At 52.5% G+C, this 17137-nt stretch carries 19 protein-coding genes; 6 read left to right on the top strand and 13 right to left on the bottom strand.

The window, feature by feature from the left end:
- Window positions 1-44: 44 nt before the first annotated feature.
- Window positions 45-752: a DUF554 domain-containing protein gene (locus tag OGY17_RS07750; RefSeq protein WP_286606790.1), complete on the bottom strand. Its 708-nt coding sequence runs from the start codon at window positions 750-752 to the stop codon at window positions 45-47.
- A 468-nt stretch (window positions 753-1220) separates the two neighbouring features.
- Between OGY17_RS07750 and OGY17_RS07745 the strand changes: the two genes are divergently transcribed.
- Window positions 1221-3356, top strand: a complete 2136-nt coding sequence (locus tag OGY17_RS07745; protein WP_032941750.1) for an ornithine decarboxylase — start codon at window positions 1221-1223, stop codon at window positions 3354-3356.
- A 52-nt stretch (window positions 3357-3408) separates the two neighbouring features.
- Here the strand turns inward: OGY17_RS07745 and OGY17_RS07740 are convergent, their stop codons facing one another.
- From OGY17_RS07740 to mutY, 4 genes are all read right to left on the bottom strand, one after another.
- On the bottom strand, window positions 3409-4665 hold the full coding sequence (locus tag OGY17_RS07740; protein ID WP_008785778.1) for a nucleoside permease: 1257 nt from the start codon (window positions 4663-4665) through the stop codon (window positions 3409-3411).
- A gap of 210 nt (window positions 4666-4875) precedes the next feature.
- On the bottom strand, window positions 4876-5961 hold the full coding sequence (gene mltC, locus OGY17_RS07735; RefSeq protein WP_008785777.1) for a membrane-bound lytic murein transglycosylase MltC: 1086 nt from the start codon (window positions 5959-5961) through the stop codon (window positions 4876-4878).
- A gap of 86 nt (window positions 5962-6047) precedes the next feature.
- Window positions 6048-6317, bottom strand: a complete 270-nt coding sequence (locus OGY17_RS07730) for an oxidative damage protection protein (RefSeq protein ID WP_003027126.1) — start codon at window positions 6315-6317, stop codon at window positions 6048-6050.
- A gap of 27 nt (window positions 6318-6344) precedes the next feature.
- Window positions 6345-7397, bottom strand: coding sequence for an A/G-specific adenine glycosylase (mutY, locus tag OGY17_RS07725; RefSeq protein ID WP_048236908.1), 1053 nt, complete (start codon window positions 7395-7397; stop codon window positions 6345-6347).
- Between the two features lie 160 nt (window positions 7398-7557).
- On the opposite strand from mutY, the gene trmB reads away from it, so the two are divergent.
- The 4 genes from trmB to ansB all read left to right on the top strand — a co-directional run bounded on the left by trmB (window position 7558) and on the right by ansB (window position 10607).
- Window positions 7558-8277: a tRNA (guanosine(46)-N7)-methyltransferase TrmB gene (gene trmB / locus OGY17_RS07720; protein ID WP_048236737.1), complete on the top strand. Its 720-nt coding sequence runs from the start codon at window positions 7558-7560 to the stop codon at window positions 8275-8277.
- Window positions 8277-8603, top strand: a complete 327-nt coding sequence (locus OGY17_RS07715) for a YggL family protein (protein ID WP_003027115.1) — start codon at window positions 8277-8279, stop codon at window positions 8601-8603. The genes trmB and OGY17_RS07715 overlap by 1 nt, the downstream gene beginning before the upstream one ends.
- A 49-nt stretch (window positions 8604-8652) precedes the next feature.
- Window positions 8653-9372, top strand: coding sequence for a YggN family protein (locus OGY17_RS07710; protein ID WP_003825409.1), 720 nt, complete (start codon window positions 8653-8655; stop codon window positions 9370-9372).
- 188 nt (window positions 9373-9560) lie between these two features.
- A complete protein-coding gene (ansB, locus tag OGY17_RS07705; RefSeq protein WP_003027108.1) occupies window positions 9561-10607 on the top strand; it encodes an L-asparaginase 2 in 1047 nt (348 codons plus the stop codon).
- Between the two features lie 114 nt (window positions 10608-10721).
- Here the strand turns inward: ansB and hemW are convergent, their stop codons facing one another.
- Genes hemW through OGY17_RS07680 form a run of 5 tightly spaced genes read right to left on the bottom strand, consistent with a single transcriptional unit; the run spans window position 10722 to window position 14028 of the window.
- Window positions 10722-11858, bottom strand: coding sequence for a radical SAM family heme chaperone HemW (gene hemW / locus OGY17_RS07700; RefSeq protein WP_048236736.1), 1137 nt, complete (start codon window positions 11856-11858; stop codon window positions 10722-10724).
- Entirely contained in the window at window positions 11851-12444 is a 594-nt protein-coding gene (locus OGY17_RS07695) for an XTP/dITP diphosphatase (protein WP_003825414.1), read from the bottom strand. The genes hemW and OGY17_RS07695 overlap by 8 nt, the downstream gene beginning before the upstream one ends.
- Window positions 12445-12451: 7 nt before the next feature.
- Window positions 12452-12742: a DUF167 family protein YggU gene (gene yggU / locus OGY17_RS07690; protein WP_003027101.1), complete on the bottom strand. Its 291-nt coding sequence runs from the start codon at window positions 12740-12742 to the stop codon at window positions 12452-12454.
- The gene (locus OGY17_RS07685; protein WP_003825417.1) at window positions 12739-13305 is read right to left on the bottom strand and encodes a YggT family protein; all 567 of its coding nucleotides are present in this window, start codon (window positions 13303-13305) and stop codon (window positions 12739-12741) included. The genes yggU and OGY17_RS07685 overlap by 4 nt, the downstream gene beginning before the upstream one ends.
- An 18-nt stretch (window positions 13306-13323) precedes the next feature.
- Window positions 13324-14028, bottom strand: a complete 705-nt coding sequence (locus OGY17_RS07680) for a YggS family pyridoxal phosphate-dependent enzyme (protein WP_057067562.1) — start codon at window positions 14026-14028, stop codon at window positions 13324-13326.
- Window positions 14029-14045: 17 nt separating this feature from the next.
- Here OGY17_RS07680 and OGY17_RS07675 point away from each other — a divergent pair, with 17 nt between their 5' ends.
- On the top strand, window positions 14046-15026 hold the full coding sequence (locus tag OGY17_RS07675; RefSeq protein WP_286606786.1) for a type IV pilus twitching motility protein PilT: 981 nt from the start codon (window positions 14046-14048) through the stop codon (window positions 15024-15026).
- Here the strand turns inward: OGY17_RS07675 and ruvX are convergent.
- The 3 genes from ruvX to gshB all read right to left on the bottom strand — a co-directional run bounded on the left by ruvX (window position 15023) and on the right by gshB (window position 17126).
- Entirely contained in the window at window positions 15023-15439 is a 417-nt protein-coding gene (gene ruvX / locus OGY17_RS07670; protein WP_008785771.1) for a Holliday junction resolvase RuvX, read from the bottom strand. The genes OGY17_RS07675 and ruvX overlap by 4 nt on opposite strands.
- Complete coding sequence (locus OGY17_RS07665) at window positions 15439-16002, bottom strand: YqgE/AlgH family protein (protein WP_003027086.1); 564 nt, start codon at window positions 16000-16002, stop codon at window positions 15439-15441. The genes ruvX and OGY17_RS07665 overlap by 1 nt, the downstream gene beginning before the upstream one ends.
- 176 nt (window positions 16003-16178) lie before the next feature.
- On the bottom strand, window positions 16179-17126 hold the full coding sequence (gene gshB, locus OGY17_RS07660) for a glutathione synthase (protein WP_003027083.1): 948 nt from the start codon (window positions 17124-17126) through the stop codon (window positions 16179-16181).
- Window positions 17127-17137 lie beyond the last annotated feature (11 nt).

Below are 17137 nucleotides of genomic sequence, written 5' to 3'. Positions count from 1 at the left end.
AGACTGCACAATCTATCACCACATTGTTGCTATTGCACGCATTCTCAGGCAAAAAATGCCGTCCACGCGGCGGAAAGCGGCATTGCCAGCAGAAGGGCAGGAAGCATATTCACAACCGCAAACATTTTGATTCCACAAATACGTAAACCGGTTGCCAACAACAGTAGCCCACCTACGGCGCTGAAATCGGCCATCATGGCTGGCGTCGTTAGGGGCAAAATCATTGCCGAGCAGGTGGCAAGCGTTAACTGGATTGCCAGCATTGGTACACAAATTGCCGATACCGCGATACCTAATGAACAGGCAAAAATGATGGCCGTGAAGAAATCAAGAAACGACTTGGCGATTAAAATATTTGGATCGCCGGTCATCCCTTCATGTATTGCCCCGAAGATCCCGGTACCACTGGCGCAAAATAGCACGATGATGGCCACATAGCTCTGGATGAAGGATTCGTGCGTGGTGTTGGCATCCGACTGGGTGAAAAGCTGCTGCGCTTTGGCAACCGCGGTATTGATCCCTTTTTCCAGATAACAGAACTCGCCAATTAATGCACCGACCAACGTAGCCAGAACCATCACCGGTAGGTTAGCGCACTTGATAACCAGCAAAATACCAATTCCCAAAGAGCACAGTCCGAATATGGAGGTCATGGAGGCACGAATGCGTTCCGGTAAATGCTGACTGAGTAGTGCGCCGAGAACACCACCAAATAAAATAGCGCCAGCATTAATAAAGGGTCCAATTACCACGTTTGCTCCTGCATACCCATTATCGTCTTGATGCTAAAGGCAATTCTCTGGGTAAAATATGTTTTCAGATTGCATTATTATGCCGCGATTGACAGTCGAAATGCTTGTTTATCTGTGAGGTTCGGGCGCGGGATTTTATCTTGCGCCTGAAAGTGAAAGGTGCCATGATTGCGCGAATTTTCTCCTGTCTGAATGGGGCTGCCTGGGATGATATTACTCCCCCTACATCGCATTCAACATCGCCTTTTTGCGCGACGTTTGCCCCTTCCTGCGACTTATCTTTACGCTCCCACCATGCGGTGAGGGCAGCGCACGCTCACTGCAGGATAACAGTAAAATCAGAGGCTATCTGCTTTTACTGATGTCTGGCGGTCGGGGCTGGTAACCAGTTTGACCTGTCATTTCGTGGGCAAAGCAATGTGGCTTTGTCCGGGACTTTTGATTTTCCCGAAACGGGTTATTGCGCTTATGAAATCAATGAAAATTGCCGCCAGTGGAGAACTGGTTTCTCGTCTGTCCAGCCATCGTCAGGTGGTGTCGCTGGACAGTACTGATTTTACTGACGTTGCGGCAGTCGTCATTACCGTTGCGGATAGCCGCAGCGGGATCCTTGCTTTGCTGAAACGCACCGGTTTTCATATACCCGTGTTTCTGTTCGCAGAGTCGGATGTTGATCTGCCGATGGGTGTGAATGCGGTCATTCGCGGTCAGGCGCAGGACTGGCTGGAGCTGGAGTCTGCTGCCTGTCAGTATGAAGAAAATTTGCTGCCGCCGTTCTATGACACATTGACTCAGTATGTCGAGATGGGGAACAGCACATTTGCCTGCCCAGGACATCAACACGGTGAGTTCTTTAAAAAGCATCCCGCGGGGCGCCATTTCTACGAGTTCTTTGGCGAGAATCTGTTTCGCGCGGATATGTGCAACGCCGACGTTAAGCTTGGCGATCTGCTGATTCATGAAGGCTCGGCGAAACATGCGCAGAAATTTGCCGCGAAAGTTTTCCACGCGGATAAAACCTACTTTGTGCTGAACGGGACCTCTGCGGCCAATAAAGTAGTAACCAATGCGCTGCTGACGCGCGGCGATCTGGTGCTGTTTGACCGTAATAACCATAAGTCGAACCACCACGGTGCGCTGATCCAGGCGGGTGCGACGCCGGTGTATCTGGAAGCGGCGCGTAATCCGTTTGGCTTTATTGGCGGTATTGACGAGCACTGCTTTGATGAGGAGTATCTGCGCCAGCAACTTCGCGAGGTTGCGCCGCAAAAGGCCGATCAACCGCGCCCGTTCCGTCTGGCGATCATTCAGCTCGGCACCTATGACGGTACGATCTACAATGCCCGGCAGGTGATCGACAAGATCGGTCATCTGTGTGATTACATCCTGTTTGACTCCGCATGGGTCGGCTACGAACAATTTATTCCTATGATGGCCGATGGGTCACCGCTGCTGTTGGATCTCGATGCTAACGATCCGGGGATCTTTGTCACCCAGTCGGTACACAAACAGCAGGCCGGATTCTCGCAAACTTCGCAGATCCACAAAAAGGATAACCATATTCGCGGTCAGGCGCGGTTCTGCCCGCATAAGCGTCTGAATAATGCATTTATGCTGCATGCTTCTACCAGTCCGTTTTACCCGCTGTTTGCGGCGCTGGACATTAACGCCAAAATCCATGAAGGCGAGAGCGGCCGTCGGCTATGGGCGGAGTGTGTGAGGCTGGGCATTGAGGCCCGTAAAGCGATTCTTACCCGCTGCAAGATGATTCAGCCGTTTATTCCCCCGGTAGTTGATGGCAAACCGTGGGAAAGCTATCCGACACAGGTGATTGCCAGCGAGCGTCGCTTCTTTAGCTTCGAACCAGGTGCTAAATGGCATGGTTTTTCCGGCTACGCGCGAGACCAGTATTTCGTTGACCCTTGCAAACTGCTGTTAACCACTCCAGGCATTGACGCACAAACCGGGCAATATACCGAGTTTGGTATTCCGGCGACGATTCTGGCGCATTACCTGCGTGAAAACGGCATCGTGCCGGAGAAATGCGACCTTAACTCGATTCTGTTCCTGCTGACCCCGGCAGAAAGCGCAGAGAAATTGGCGCAACTGGTGGCGATGCTGGCGCAGTTTGAGCAGCATATTGAAGACGATACGCCGCTGGCAGATGTGCTGCCAACCATCTTCAATAAGTATCCGGTACGCTATCGGGATTACACCCTGCGTGAACTGTGCCAGGAGATGCACTCACTGTACGTCAGCTTTGATGTGAAAGATCTGCAAAAAGCGATGTTCCGTCAGGAAAGTTTACCTGCCGTGGCGATGAACCCACAGGATGCGAACAGCGCTTTTATCCGTGGTGATGTTGAACTGGTGCGGATTAGTGAAGCAGCTGGCCGCATTGCGGCGGAAGGTGCGCTGCCTTATCCTCCGGGCGTGCTGTGCGTGGTACCGGGCGAAGTATGGGGTGGGGCGGTACAGCAATATTTCCTGGCGCTGGAAGAGGGCGTAAACCTGCTGCCAGGCTTCTCGCCGGAGCTGCAAGGTGTTTACAGTGAAACGGATGCAGACGGTATTAAGCGTCTGTATGGATATGTTGTGAAGTAAGCGCAAAAAAAGCGGGTTACCTTTTGGCAACCCGCTTTTCTCTGCGTAAACGTTAGTGCGCGATAGTCTGGGTGCCTGCTGGAACGCGTACGTGTTTGTATTTAAACAGCGCAACGAAGGCAAAAGCCAGAACCAGCGAGTAACCTGCGAAGATCAACCACACGGTCTGCCAGTCGGTAATACCGTTCAGCGTATAGTGTTCAACGACTTTACCGCTCACCAGTCCGCCCAGAATACAACCGAAGCCGTTGGTCATCATCAGGAACATACCCTGTGCGCTGGCGCGGATTTCAGGGCGTACTTCTTTCTCCACGAACACAGAACCAGAGATGTTGAAGAAGTCGAAGGCGCAGCCGTAAACAATCATGGACAGAACCAGCAGCACGGTACCGAACGGCGTTGGATCGCCGTAGGCAAACAGGCCGAAGCGCAGCATCCACGCCACAATACTGATAAGCATCACGTTCTTAATACCGTAACGGCTTAAGAAGAACGGGATGGTCAGGATAAACAGCGTCTCGGAAATCTGTGAAATCGACATCATCACCGATGCGTGTTCCACGATAAAGCTACCGGAGAACAGTGGGTTGTTATCGAAGCTGTGCAGGAAGGTGTTACCAAACATATTGGTAATCTGCAGCTCTGCGCCCAGCATCATTGAGAAGATGAAGAAAATCGCCATACGCTTGTTTTTAAACAGCGCGAAAGCATCCAGACCGAGCATTGATGTCCAGCTCTGGTTTTTCTGCTGATTGGCAACCGGAATATGCGGCAGCGTCAGGGTGAACAGTACCAGTACCAGGGACAATGTCGCACCGATGTACAGCTGCATATGGCTCAGTTCAAAGCCGGAGAAGCTCACTGCCCACATCGCCAGAATAAAGCCGATGGTGCCCCAGATACGAATTGGCGGGAAGTCGGTAACGATATCCATCCCGGCAGATTGCAGGCGATAGTAGGAGATGGTGTTGATTAGCCCCAGTGTTGGCATATAGGCCAGGGAGTTAAGCAAGATCACAAAGAACATGGCCCCTGGCGTGGTGACTTCGGCTGCGGCAAACAGCGTTCCTGCGCCGACCAGGTGGCAAAGGGCGTAAACCCACTTCGCACTGATCCATTTATCGGCCACGATCCCTAACAGCGTTGGCATAAACACGGCGGCGATCCCCAGCGAGCTATACACCGCGCCAATGGATGCACCATCGAATTTAAGGGTGACAAACATATAGGAGCCGAGGGTAGTGAGCCAACTACCCCATAAGCAGAACTGCAGAAACGAGAGAACTTTCAGCTGCAGCTTAAGATTCATGTTAATTTCCTCACACCGTAATGCGGATGAATGTTTTAAAAGGCACATTTGCCGTGGCTATATGATGTGATTCTATCAATGAGAGGCACTCTTTTTTTGTTACCTGTGACAAATATTTGCAAACAATTTCTGATTGCAAAGCAAAAGAGTGATGGAGTTAACATTTTTGGTGCTTCAGGCCCCCGTTTTAGGGGGCTGAAGAGGAATACATTAGCGGCGTCGATAGGATTTTTGTGCGGAATTGACCTTGTAAAGGTATCGGCGTGATTCAGCAGATGGATGTCGGGTGGTCAGCGTTTGATAAACGTCACCTGGAGACATGCTGTTAATGATATTCGCGGCCTGAATTTTATCGTTCGAGAACACGCGTAGCACGCTGCCCGCGCCGCCGTTATACGCGGTGATTACCGCATAGCGACGTGAGGTCGGATTATCGATACCGCCCAAATAGACATTGTTGAGCATTGCCAGATAGGCCGTACCGGTATCAATGTTGCTGGCCGGGTCAAACAAGAAGCTACGGCTTGGTGTGCCTGAGCGCCCTTGCGAGCGGAACACATCTTTCCCGGCGCTGTGCTGTACCACCTGCATCAGTCCCAGCGCATCGGCATGGCTCACCGCATACGGGTTAAACGAGGATTCGGTTTGCATGATAGCCAGAATCAGCGACTCGTCGACGCCATACTTACGTGAAGCCTGACGCACCATACCGACGTATTTATGCGCGCGCTTATCAAGGTGGTTCGGCACCAGATTGATCGTCACGCTATAGATGATACGCAGGCCATTGCTGCGGCTTTTAAGTCGTGTTTGCAGCAGGTAGTTGGCAAAGTTGGTGGCACGCCCCTCCCAACGAATGGGCTGGCCGGTATTATCAACCACCTGTCCGTACAGGAATGGCTCTTTGGAAATCTTAATGTCGTCGACATCGGAATAGAGGTCGATAGAACCCGGATCATCGCCCATCAGCAATGTCTTGATAATCGCCCGACGCAGGTGTCCGGCGGGATCTGTCCCGGCAATGGTCTCGACGGTTATCGTACCGTCATCAAAGTTGATATGGCTGCGGGTTTGATACTGATCGGTATACTTTACGTAGTCCTTCGGACCCGCAATCAGCACTTCCTTAAATCCCCACAGATTCTCAATGTTATGGGCAAATTGCCCCATCAGAATGTCAAAACCGTTGGTATCCTTGACCCAGGCTTCGTTATAGGAATCGCCTTTTTTGGTCGAACTGGAACAGGAGATGAGCAACGGCGCAATAACGGCAAGCGCGAGAAATTTTTTCATCATTCCGGGAGTGCGTGTTGTGTTTGTTGTTTGCAAGGACCAGATTAAAACGTAGGCCGGATAAGCGCAGCGCCATCCGGCAACGGTTCTTATGATTCTGGCGTATAGCCTTCAATATGCACATCCTTACCTTCAAACAGGAAGTTAATCATCTCCTGTTCCAGTAACTTACGGTGTTCGACGTTCATCATATTGAGTTTTTTCTCGTTAATCAGCATGGTCTGTTTATGCTGCCATTGCGCCCATGCTTCTTTAGAAATCTCGTTATAAATGCGTTTTCCCAGATCGCCCGGGTACAGCTGAAAATCCTGGCCTTCTGCTTCGCGTTGCAGGAAAGTGCAAAAAATCGTTCTGCTCATAAAAAGTCCTCTTTATCGTCCGGTACGTTAAACGTGTGTACCGGCACGTAATTGCTGTAACAAACGCTCCACGGGGGCCGCCAGTCCGACCGACGGCGGTTGCGCTAAGTTATACCAGAGCGCGCTGCCTTCATCCATGCATGAGGTGAATGAAGACACGGGAAGCCACATAGGCACAATATCTAAGTGGAAATGGCTAAAGGTATGGCGAAACGCATTAAGTTGGGTCAGATTATCTGCGTTAATTTGTCGTTGCGCCAGCCAGTTGCGCAGTCCATCTTCGTCGTCAAACTGCGGAAAACAGTATAAGCCACCCCATAAGCCGCTGGGCGGTCGCTGTGAGAGCAGCACTTCGTCATCATGCTGCATCAGTAAAAAATAGCCCGTTCGTTCCGGTAACGTCTGTTTGGGCTTTTTACCGGGATACAGCGCCCAACTTGCATTGGCGCTCGCCACACAGCCATTTTCCAACGGACACAGGGAACATTTAGGTTTTGAGCGCGTACAGACCATGGCGCCTAAATCCATCATCGCCTGATTAAAACGCTCAACACCCTGGGCTGGCGTAACTTGCTCGCTCAGCTCCCACAGCTTCTTTTCGACCTCTTTTTTACCCGGCCAGCCGCTTACAGCATAACAGCGAGCCAGCACGCGTTTGACGTTACCGTCGAGAATCGGAAAATGCTGACCCAGAGAGAGAGAAAGGATCGCGCCTGCGGTTGAACGTCCGACGCCAGGTAGGGCGGCTACTTCATCAAAGGTTTGCGGAAATATACCGCTATGCAGCGTCACAACCTGCTGCGCGGCTTTATGCAGATTACGCGCACGGGCGTAATAACCCAGCCCGGTCCACAAATGCAGAACTTCATCCAGCGGCGCATGGGCCAAATCCGTTACCGTTGGGAAGCGCGCCATAAAGCGCTCAAAATAGGGGATAACGGTCGCAACCTGAGTTTGTTGCAGCATTACCTCAGAGAGCCATACTTTGTAAGGCGTCTTGTCAATTTGCCAGGGCAGCGTTTTCCGCCCGTATTTGTCGTACCAGCTCAAAACCTGAGCCGAAAATTGAGACGCTTGCATGATTACCGTTTCATTATTGCCGGGGGCAAGATTGCAGCACAGCGGCAACGGGGTGTAAACCGGAACTTTCCGCTGCTCACTTTCTTCCTTTACTTGCATCCGGCAACTAACTTTGGATAATGCCCGTTTTCAGAACTCAAACACAGCAGACTAAACTTTTATGAAGAACGACGTCATTTCACCGGAATTTGATGAAAACGGCCGCCCTCTGCGCCGGATTCGTAGTTTTGTTCGTCGCCAGGGGCGACTGACGAAAGGGCAGGAACACGCGCTGGAAAACTACTGGCCGGTGATGGGCGTTGAGTTCAGCGAAGAGCCTGTAGATTTCGCAGAACTGTTTGGCCGTAACGCGCCAGTCACGCTGGAAATCGGTTTTGGTATGGGAGCGTCGCTGGTTGCAATGGCGAAAGCGCGTCCGGAACAGAATTTCCTCGGCATTGAGGTTCACTCACCGGGCGTTGGTGCGTGTCTGGCTTCAGCCCATGAAGAGGGTGTCGAGAACCTGCGCGTCATGTGCCATGATGCCGTTGAAGTCCTGCATAAAATGATTCCTGACAATTCTTTATCTATGGTTCAGCTGTTTTTCCCTGACCCGTGGCATAAAGCACGTCATAATAAACGCCGTATCGTTCAGGTACCGTTTGCTGAGCATATCTTAAGTAAGCTGAAGCTGGGCGGCGTGTTCCATATGGCGACCGACTGGGAAGCGTATGCGGAGCACATGCTTGAAGTGATGTCCTCGATTGACGGGTATAAAAACCAGTCAGAGAGTAACGATTATGTACCGCGCCCGGAATCGCGCCCGGTAACCAAATTTGAACAACGTGGTCATCGTCTTGGCCACGGCGTATGGGACTTAATGTTCGAGAGGGTGAAATAATGGCAAAGAACCGTAGCCGTCGTCTGCGTAAAAAGATGCACATCGAAGAATTCCAGGAAGTAGGATTTTCGGTTGCATGGCGTTTCCCGGAAGGTACATCTGGAGAGCAGGTCGATCAAATCGTTGATGACTTTATCAATGAAGTCATCGAACCGAACAAGCTGGCTTTTGACGGCAGCGGCTATCTGGCCTGGGAAGGTCTGATCTGTCTGCAGGAAATCGGCAAATGCACCGAAGAACACCAGGCAATCGTGCGTAAGTGGCTGGAAGAGCACAAACTCGAAGAAGTGCGTACCAGCGAACTTTTCGATATTTGGTGGGACTAAGTAGCACAGGGTCGGCAAATGCCGGCCCGATTTGTATTGAGGGAAAGATATGATGCGCAAAACGCTGCTGGCGGCAGTCCTAACGTTCACGGCGATGGCCGCACATGCAGATTACCAGTGCAGCGTCACCCCGCGTGACGATGTGATTTTGAGCCCACAAACGGTGCAGGTGAAGGGCGAGAATGGCGACCTGGTTATTACCCAGGCTGGTGATGTCACCTTCAACGGTAAACAGTACAACCTGAACGCCGCACAGCGTGAGCAGGCCAAAGATTATCAGGCGGCGTTGCGTAGCAGCCTGCCGTGGATCGACGAAGGTGCCAGAGCGCGCGTAGAGAAAGGTCGCGTGGCGCTGGACAAAATCATCGCCAAAGAGGTCGGTGAAAGCAGCAACATGCGTGGCCGCTTAACCAAGCTGGATGCGCAATTGAAAGAGCAGATGAACCGCATCATCGAGCATCGAACTGATGGCCTGACTTTCCATTATAAGGCGATTGATCAGGTCCGCGCGGACGGACAACAGCTGGTGAATCAGGCGATGGGCGGCATTTTGCAGGACAGCATCAACGAAATGGGGGCGAAAGCCGTGCTCAAAGGCGGTGGTAATCCACTGCAGGGCGTACTCGGAAGCCTCGGTGGTTTGCAGACCTCAATTCAGAACGAATGGAAGAATCAGGAACAAGACTTCCAGCAGTTTGGCAAAGATGTCTGTTCCCGCGTTGTGACGCTGGAAAACGATCGTAAAACGCTGGTTAGCACTCTGAAATAATCTTCACCTCTTATTAACGGCACAGAAACATTCTGTGCCGTTTTATTTTGTATATTTCTGTTTTTTTGATATCCATCTCTAAGAACGGCAATTTGGTGGAGATATAAATCTGGTTAATTGGAACTCGTCACATTATTCATCTGTAGGATAGACATAATGCTGCAAATTCAAGTAACTGGAGAAATAACATGGAGTTTTTCAAGAAAACGGCACTTGCCGCACTGGTTATGGGTTTCAGCGGAGCGGCGCTTGCACTGCCAAATATCACCATTTTAGCTACTGGCGGAACGATTGCCGGCGGTGGTGATTCCGCGACAAAATCTAACTACACGGCAGGCAAGGTTGGCGTAGAAAATCTGGTTGAGGCCGTACCTCAATTGAAAGATATCGCTGTCGTTAAAGGCGAGCAGGTGGTGAATATCGGCTCCCAGGATATGAATGACGAAGTCTGGTTAACGCTGGCGAAAAAGATTAATACCGAGTGCGATAAAACCGACGGCTTCGTGGTAACACATGGTACGGATACCATGGAAGAAACCGCCTATTTCCTCGACCTGACCGTCAAGTGCAACAAGCCGGTGGTGCTGGTCGGTGCAATGCGTCCGTCTACGGGTATGAGCGCTGATGGCCCGTTCAACTTGTATAACGCGGTAGTAACTGCCGCAGACAAAGCCTCTGCCAACCGCGGAGTGCTGGTGGTGATGAACGACACCGTTATGGATGGTCGTGACGTGACTAAAACCAACACTACCGACGTCGCTACCTTCAAATCCGTTAACTACGGCCCGCTGGGTTACATCCATAACGGTAAAATCGACTACCAGCGTACGCCTGCGCGTAAGCACACCACGTCTACTCCGTTCGATGTGTCTAAGCTGACCGAGCTGCCGAAGGTTGGAATTGTTTATAACTACGCTAACGCCTCTGATCTGCCGGCAAAAGCGCTGGTGGATGCGGGTTACGCCGGGATCGTCAGTGCGGGTGTAGGTAACGGTAACCTGTATAAAACCATTTTCGATACGCTGGCAACCGCCGCGCATAAAGGTACCGTTGTAGTGCGTTCATCCCGTGTACCAACGGGCGCCACTACACAGGATGCAGAAGTTGATGATGCAAAATACGGATTTGTGGCTTCAGGTTCCCTGAACCCGCAAAAAGCACGTGTTCTGCTGCAGCTTGCGCTGACTCAAACCAAGGATCCTAAGCAGATCCAGGAAATGTTTAATCAGTATTAATCGATGAAGGTGGCTGCGCTTACCGCCCTAACCCTGTAGGCCGGATAAGACGCAGCCGCCATCCGGCAATTTTCCTGATGGCGCTACGCTTATCAGGCCTACGTTCACCAGCCATCACTCCGCCAGAAACAGCTCCAGCAGCGAATTCAAGAACAGCTTACCGTGTTGGGTAATCTGCCAGTACTCATCGCATTCACTCAGGTAGCCCTGGGAAATAGCCTCATCGATCTGTCGACGAATAACGTCTTCGGTAAGACCGGTATATTGCGTAAACTCCGCGCGAGGCGCGGCTTCCAGCAGCCGGAAACGATTCATGAAGAACTCGAACGGCTTATCGGCTTCGGCGACATCGCGCTGGCTTTCGAGATAACGCCCTTGCATATACCCACGTGGATGCCGTGTTTTGGTGGTGCGCAGGATGCGTCCGTCAGGGAATGTGATCTTACCGTGTGCGCCGCAGCCAATGCCAAGATAGTCGCCAAAACGCCAGTAGTTAAGGTTGTGCTGACACTGATAACCCGGTCTGGCGTAGGCTGAGGTTTCGTACTGCTGATATCCCGCGGCGGTCAGTAGCTGGTGGCCTTGCTCAAAAATATCCCACAGCGCGTCATCGTCCGGTAAAACCGGCGGTCGGGAACCGAACAGCGTGTTGGGTTCGATGGTCAACTGATACCAGGAAAGATGTGGCGGGTTGAGCGCGATGGCCTGCTGTAAATCGCCCAAAGCTTCTTCCAGCGTCTGATCCGGTAAACCATGCATCAGGTCGAGGTTAAAGCTGCGTAGCCCCAGACCGCTCGCCAGGTGTGCTGCACGCTTAGCTTCTTCCGGCCCGTGAATACGTCCCAGACGTTCGAGTTTGGTGGAGCTAAAGCTCTGTACGCCAATCGAGATACGGTTGACGCCAGCGCGTTGATAATCCACAAAGCGATCGGCCTCCACCGTCCCGGGATTCGCCTCCATCGTGATTTCTGCATCTTCGGCCAGATTCAGCCGTGCTCGCACGCCGTCGAGCAGCGTTTGCATCGCCGGGCCAGAAAGCAGGCTCGGCGTGCCACCACCGATAAAAATCGTCTTTACTTCACGTCCCTGGGCGTGGGCCACCTCAGTATCCAGATCGCTCAGCAGATGCTGCACATAGTCGTCATGAGGGACTTCGCCCTTTAGCGCATGCGAGTTGAAGTCGCAGTACGGGCATTTCTGCACGCACCACGGGATGTGAATATAAAGACTTAGCGGTGGAAGCTTAACCATTACGCAGGGCATCCAGCAGCAGCTTTAGCGCCTGTCCGCGGTGAGAAATTGCACTCTTTTCTTCACGGGTCAGTTCGGCTGCGGTTTTCCCTTCAGACGGCACAAAGAAGATCGGGTCGTAGCCAAAACCACCGTTTCCGGCAGGTTCGCGGGTAATCACGCCCGGCCAGCTTCCGTGGCAAACAACAGGCGTTGGATCGTCTGCATGGCGCATATACACCAGTACGCAGTGGAACTGCGCCTGGCGCTTGTCATCAGGAATATCCTGCAGGGTGTGAAGCAGTTTTTCCAGGTTCTGCTGATCGGTCGCATCTTCGCCGGAATAGCGGGCTGAATAGATACCCGGCGCGCCGCCAAGGGCATTTACTGCCAGACCTGAGTCATCAGCAATGGCCGGTAAGCCGGTAATTTGCGCGGCATGACGCGCCTTCAGAATGGCGTTCTCAATAAACGTCAGCCCGGTCTCGTCTGCAGAATCAACACCCAGTTCCGTTTGGGCAACAACATCAAGACCGAAATCACTCAGAAGAGAGGCGAGTTCACGCACTTTACCGGCATTGCCGGTCGCGAGGACAACTTTTTGCATGGGATACCTAATCAGTTAACGCCGCAATTTCGGGCGGGATCTGTTGCGGATGAATGATTTTAACCTGTTTGTGACGTCCAAGCTCGCCCTTCTCAATGACGACCTGGCTTTTTGCCACACGGAACTGTTTACCGAGAAACTTCACCAGATGGCTATTGGCCTGGCCATCAACCGGTGGGGCGGTAATGGCGACTTTAACTTCGTCGCCATGTAAACCCACAATACTGTCACGGCTGGCTTTAGGCTGAATGTAGAGCCGTAAAACCAGACCGTCGTCGCAGGGTGTAACGGCACTCATAGCGCCATCCACAGCCCCGGCAGCAGCATGTTGCCTGTCGCCTGTAACACTTCCGCGATGCCCATGTTAATAACGTAGAGCAGCAGAACCAGAATCATTGGGGAGAAATCTATCCCGCCCATGCCTGGAAGTATGCGACGAATAGGACGCAGCAGCGGATCTGCCAGTTGAATTAGCACGTACTCTACAGGACTGCGGCCCTGGCTGACCCAGCTCATAATTGCCATCACCAGCAGCACCCAGAAAATCAGCAGCCCGATAGTCTTCAGGACAATCAGTACGGCGGCGATCCAGATGATCGGCTGGAACGTGACCACCTTAAACAGCACGATTGCTTTGATAAAGCTGAGAACGAGCGCAACTAATGCCGAGGCGCTGTCGATCGGCCCCATCGGGGGAATAATGCGGCGTAACGGCCCAATGATGGGCTGAGTGATTTTCACTATAAACTGCGAGAACGGGTTGTAAAAATCGCAGCGAGACCATTGCATCCACACGCGCAGCAGCAGCGCCATGGTATACAGCTCAATTACCGTTGAGAGCAGGAAGGTCAACGTATTCATGGTGTTCCTTAGTTTTCCTTATTTTTTAGTGTAATCACGAGCACCAAAAATGGCAGTGCCAATGCGCACCATCGTGCTACCCGCCGCGATGGCGGCATCCATATCATCAGACATTCCCAGTGAGAGAGTGTCGATGCCTGGGTAGCGTGTTTTCAACCCGGCAAATGCTACCGCCATTTGCTGTGCAACTTCAAACTGCCTTACATAATCTGACTCTGGAGCCGGAATCGCCATCAGACCACGCAGGGTAATGCGCGGCAGTGCAGCGACTTCAGCGGCCAGTGCATCAAGCTCTGCCAGCGGAATTCCTGACTTACTGTTCTCATCGCTGATATTAATTTGGATCAGTACATTGAGCGGCGGCAGTTCCGCCGGGCGCTGTTCGCTCAGACGGGCAGCGATACGCAGACGGTCGATCGTATGGCACCAGTCAAAGTGCTCAGCGACCAGACGACTTTTGTTGGACTGCAGCGGGCCGATAAAGTGCCACTGCAGATCGTTGACGCCTTTTTCCTGGAAGTAGCGGATCTTATCCACCCCTTCCTGCACATAGTTTTCACCGAAGGCACGCTGCCCTGCGGTAATGGCTTCTTCGATGGCGCTCGCAGGTTTGGTTTTACTGACTGCAAGCAACGTAACTTCTTCTGAAGACCGCCCGCAACGCGTCGCGGCGGCTGAGATTTTGTCCCGGACATGTGCCAGGTTATGCGCGATATCGTTCATTTTCCGAGGATGTTCATATGAATATGGAAGAAATAGTGGCCCTTAGTGTAAAGCATAACGTGTCGGATCTACACCTGTGCAATGCATGGCCTGCGCGCTGGCGCATACGTGGAAAAGTCGAAATCGCACCCTTTACTACGCCTGACGTGGAGAATCTGCTGATGTGCTGGCTCAGTGAGCAACAACAGGTACAGTGGCGGGAACAGGGGCAGGTAGATTTTGCTATTGCGCTGGCAGGTTCCCGGCGGCTGCGCGCCAGTGCTTTTGCTCATCAACAGGGAACCTCGCTGGCGCTAAGATTGCTCCCGCTTGATTGCCCACGTTTAGACGATCTCCAGACCCCTGACGTCATACCTGAACTGCTGCGCAGTGAAAATGGGTTAATTCTGGTGACAGGCGCTACCGGTAGCGGTAAATCAACGACCCTGGCGGCGATGGTTGAGTACCTTAATCAGCAAGTTGCGGGGCATATTCTGACGCTGGAAGACCCGATTGAATATCGCTACACCAGCCAGCGTTGTCTTATTCAACAACGGGAGGTGGGCGTACACTGCGCTTCTTTTGCCGCCGGTTTACGCGGCGCGCTGCGTGAAGATCCCGACGTCATTTTGCTGGGCGAACTGCGCGACGCGGAAACCATTCGTCTGGCGTTAACCGCAGCGGAAACCGGGCATCTGGTGCTGGCAACGTTACATACGCGAGGGGCGGCACAGGCTATCGCGCGGCTGGTGGACACCTTTTCGGCAACAGAGAAGGAGCCTGTGCGTAACCAGTTAGCAGACAGCCTGCGGGCGGTACTTTCGCAAAAGCTGGAGGAAGATAAACTGGGAGGACGCGTGGCGCTATTTGAGCTGCTCGTCAACACGCCAGCCGTGGGCAATTTGATTCGTGAAGGGAAAACGCATCAGCTGCCCGGCGTAATTCAAACCGGGCAACAGACAGGTATGCAGACATTTGCACAAAGTCAGCAGCAGCGTCAGGCGCAGGGACGGATTTAGTAACCCTGCTCGAAATAGCTTTCGAGGATGACCACGGCAGAAGCGGAATCTACTTTGCCTTTATTCAACGCCCGGTATCCGCCTTGTTCGAACAGGCCGGAGCGGGCCTCGACGGTGCTCAAGCGTTCATCGTGCAGCGTTACGGTTACGCCAAAGCGACCGTGAATACGGTTAGCGAACTTACGTGCGCGCGCGGTAAGGGGCTGTTCTGTGCCATCCATGTTGAGTGGTAGGCCGACAATGATTTCATCCGGCTGCCATTCTTTCAGCAGGCGTTCAATCAAACTCCAGTCTGGCGTACCGTCCTGCGCCTTAATGGCGGGCAACGGTCTGGCCGTACCGGTAATGCGCTGACCAACAGCAACACCAATACTTTTCGTACCAAAATCAAAAGAGAGTAATGTTCCGCTCATCAGGCATGTCCCGCCACGCCAGGCATGGTCTGAATATCTATCCCGATAAGCTTCGCCGCATCGCGCCAGCGGTCGGCAATCGGCGTTTTGAATAAGATGTTGAGGTCTGCGGGCGCCGTGAGCCAGGCGTTATCCAGTAGCTCTTGTTCCAGTTGACCTTTTTCCCATGATGAATAACCCAGCGCAACCAGCACTTCGGACGGTTGTTCTTGTGTGCCCAGGGTTTCTAGTACATCGCGGGAGGTGGTGATGATGGTGTTATCTGAAATGCGGATACTGGATGCAAAACGTGACGGCGGGGTATGCAGAATAAATCCACGGTCTTCCGCCAGCGGGCCGCCGAGCATCACTGGTTTATCCAGACGAATGGCCGGATCGCGTTCTTCGGGGGTAATCTTCAGCTTTTCCAGAATCCCTTCAATTTGTAAGTTTTCCAGAGGCTTATTAACGATAATCCCCATTGCTCCGTTCTCATTATGTTCACAGATGTACACCACGGAACGGCGGAAAATCGGATCCTGGAGAGCAGGCATGGCAATCAGAAAGTGATGCTGTAAATTCATTGTCAGAGGTTCTGTTTCCTGGTTCAAAAAAGCAACAGAGCCCAGTATGTGGGCAAAGCTCGAAGATGTCACCCTCTGAAGATAGCATTGCCGGATGACGGCTTCGCCTAATCCGGTCTGCGGGGTGCAATTTCAGGCCGGATAAGATGCGATGGCGTCGCTATCCGGCAACGTATTTATTTCTGCAAACGCGCCTCAATGGCATCCATCAGCATACCGGTAATCGAAACCGGGAACTCTGCTTCGATTTCACGAATACAGGTTGGGCTGGTAACGTTAATTTCCGTCAGACGATCGCCAATGATATCCAGACCGACAAAAATCAAACCTTTCGCTTTCAGCGTTGGCCCAATGCGACGTGCAATTTCCCAGTCGCTGTCGGTCAATGGACGCGGCTCGCCACGACCGCCAGCGGCCAGGTTGCCACGGGTTTCGCCGCCCTGCGGAATACGCGCCAGGCAATAAGGAACGGGTTCGCCATCGACCACCAGGACGCGTTTATCGCCATCTTTAATTGCTGGCAGATAGTTCTGCGCCATGCAGTAGCGGGTACCGTGCTCGGTCAGCGTTTCAGCAATGACGCCAAGGTTCGGGTCGCCTTCCTTCACACGGAAAATAGATGCGCCGCCCATGCCGTCCAGCGGTTTGAGAATGATGTCGCTGTGTTTTTGCCAGAAGGCTTTCAGCTGCGCTTTGTTACGCGTGACCAGCGTTTCCGGCGTCAGGTCGGCAAACCATGCGGTGAACAGCTTTTCGTTGCAGTCGCGCAGGCTCTGCGGTTTGTTGACGATCAGCGTCCCTTTTTCTTCTGCACGTTCCAGAATATAGGTTGCGTAGATGAACTCGGTATCAAACGGCGGATCCTTACGCATCAGAATAACGTCCAGGTCTGCCAGCGGGAGATCCTGCTCGCTCTTGAACTCATACCATTTGTCGTAGTTCTGCTCTACGCTCAGGGTACGCGTATGGGCGCGGGCTTCACCGTTGATCAGATAAAGATCGGCCATCTCCATATAATGAATTTCGTAACCGCGACGTTGCGCTTCCAGCAGCATAGCGAAGCTGGAATCTTTCTTGATGTTGATGCTTGCGATGGGATCCATCACGATGCCGAGCTTGATCATTGTCTTCTCCG

The sequence above is a fragment of the Citrobacter sp. Cpo126 genome (assembly GCF_030332445.1).
Taxonomy (GTDB): domain Bacteria; phylum Pseudomonadota; class Gammaproteobacteria; order Enterobacterales; family Enterobacteriaceae; genus Citrobacter; species Citrobacter portucalensis.
This window is presented reverse-complemented; position numbering and strand designations above follow the sequence as displayed.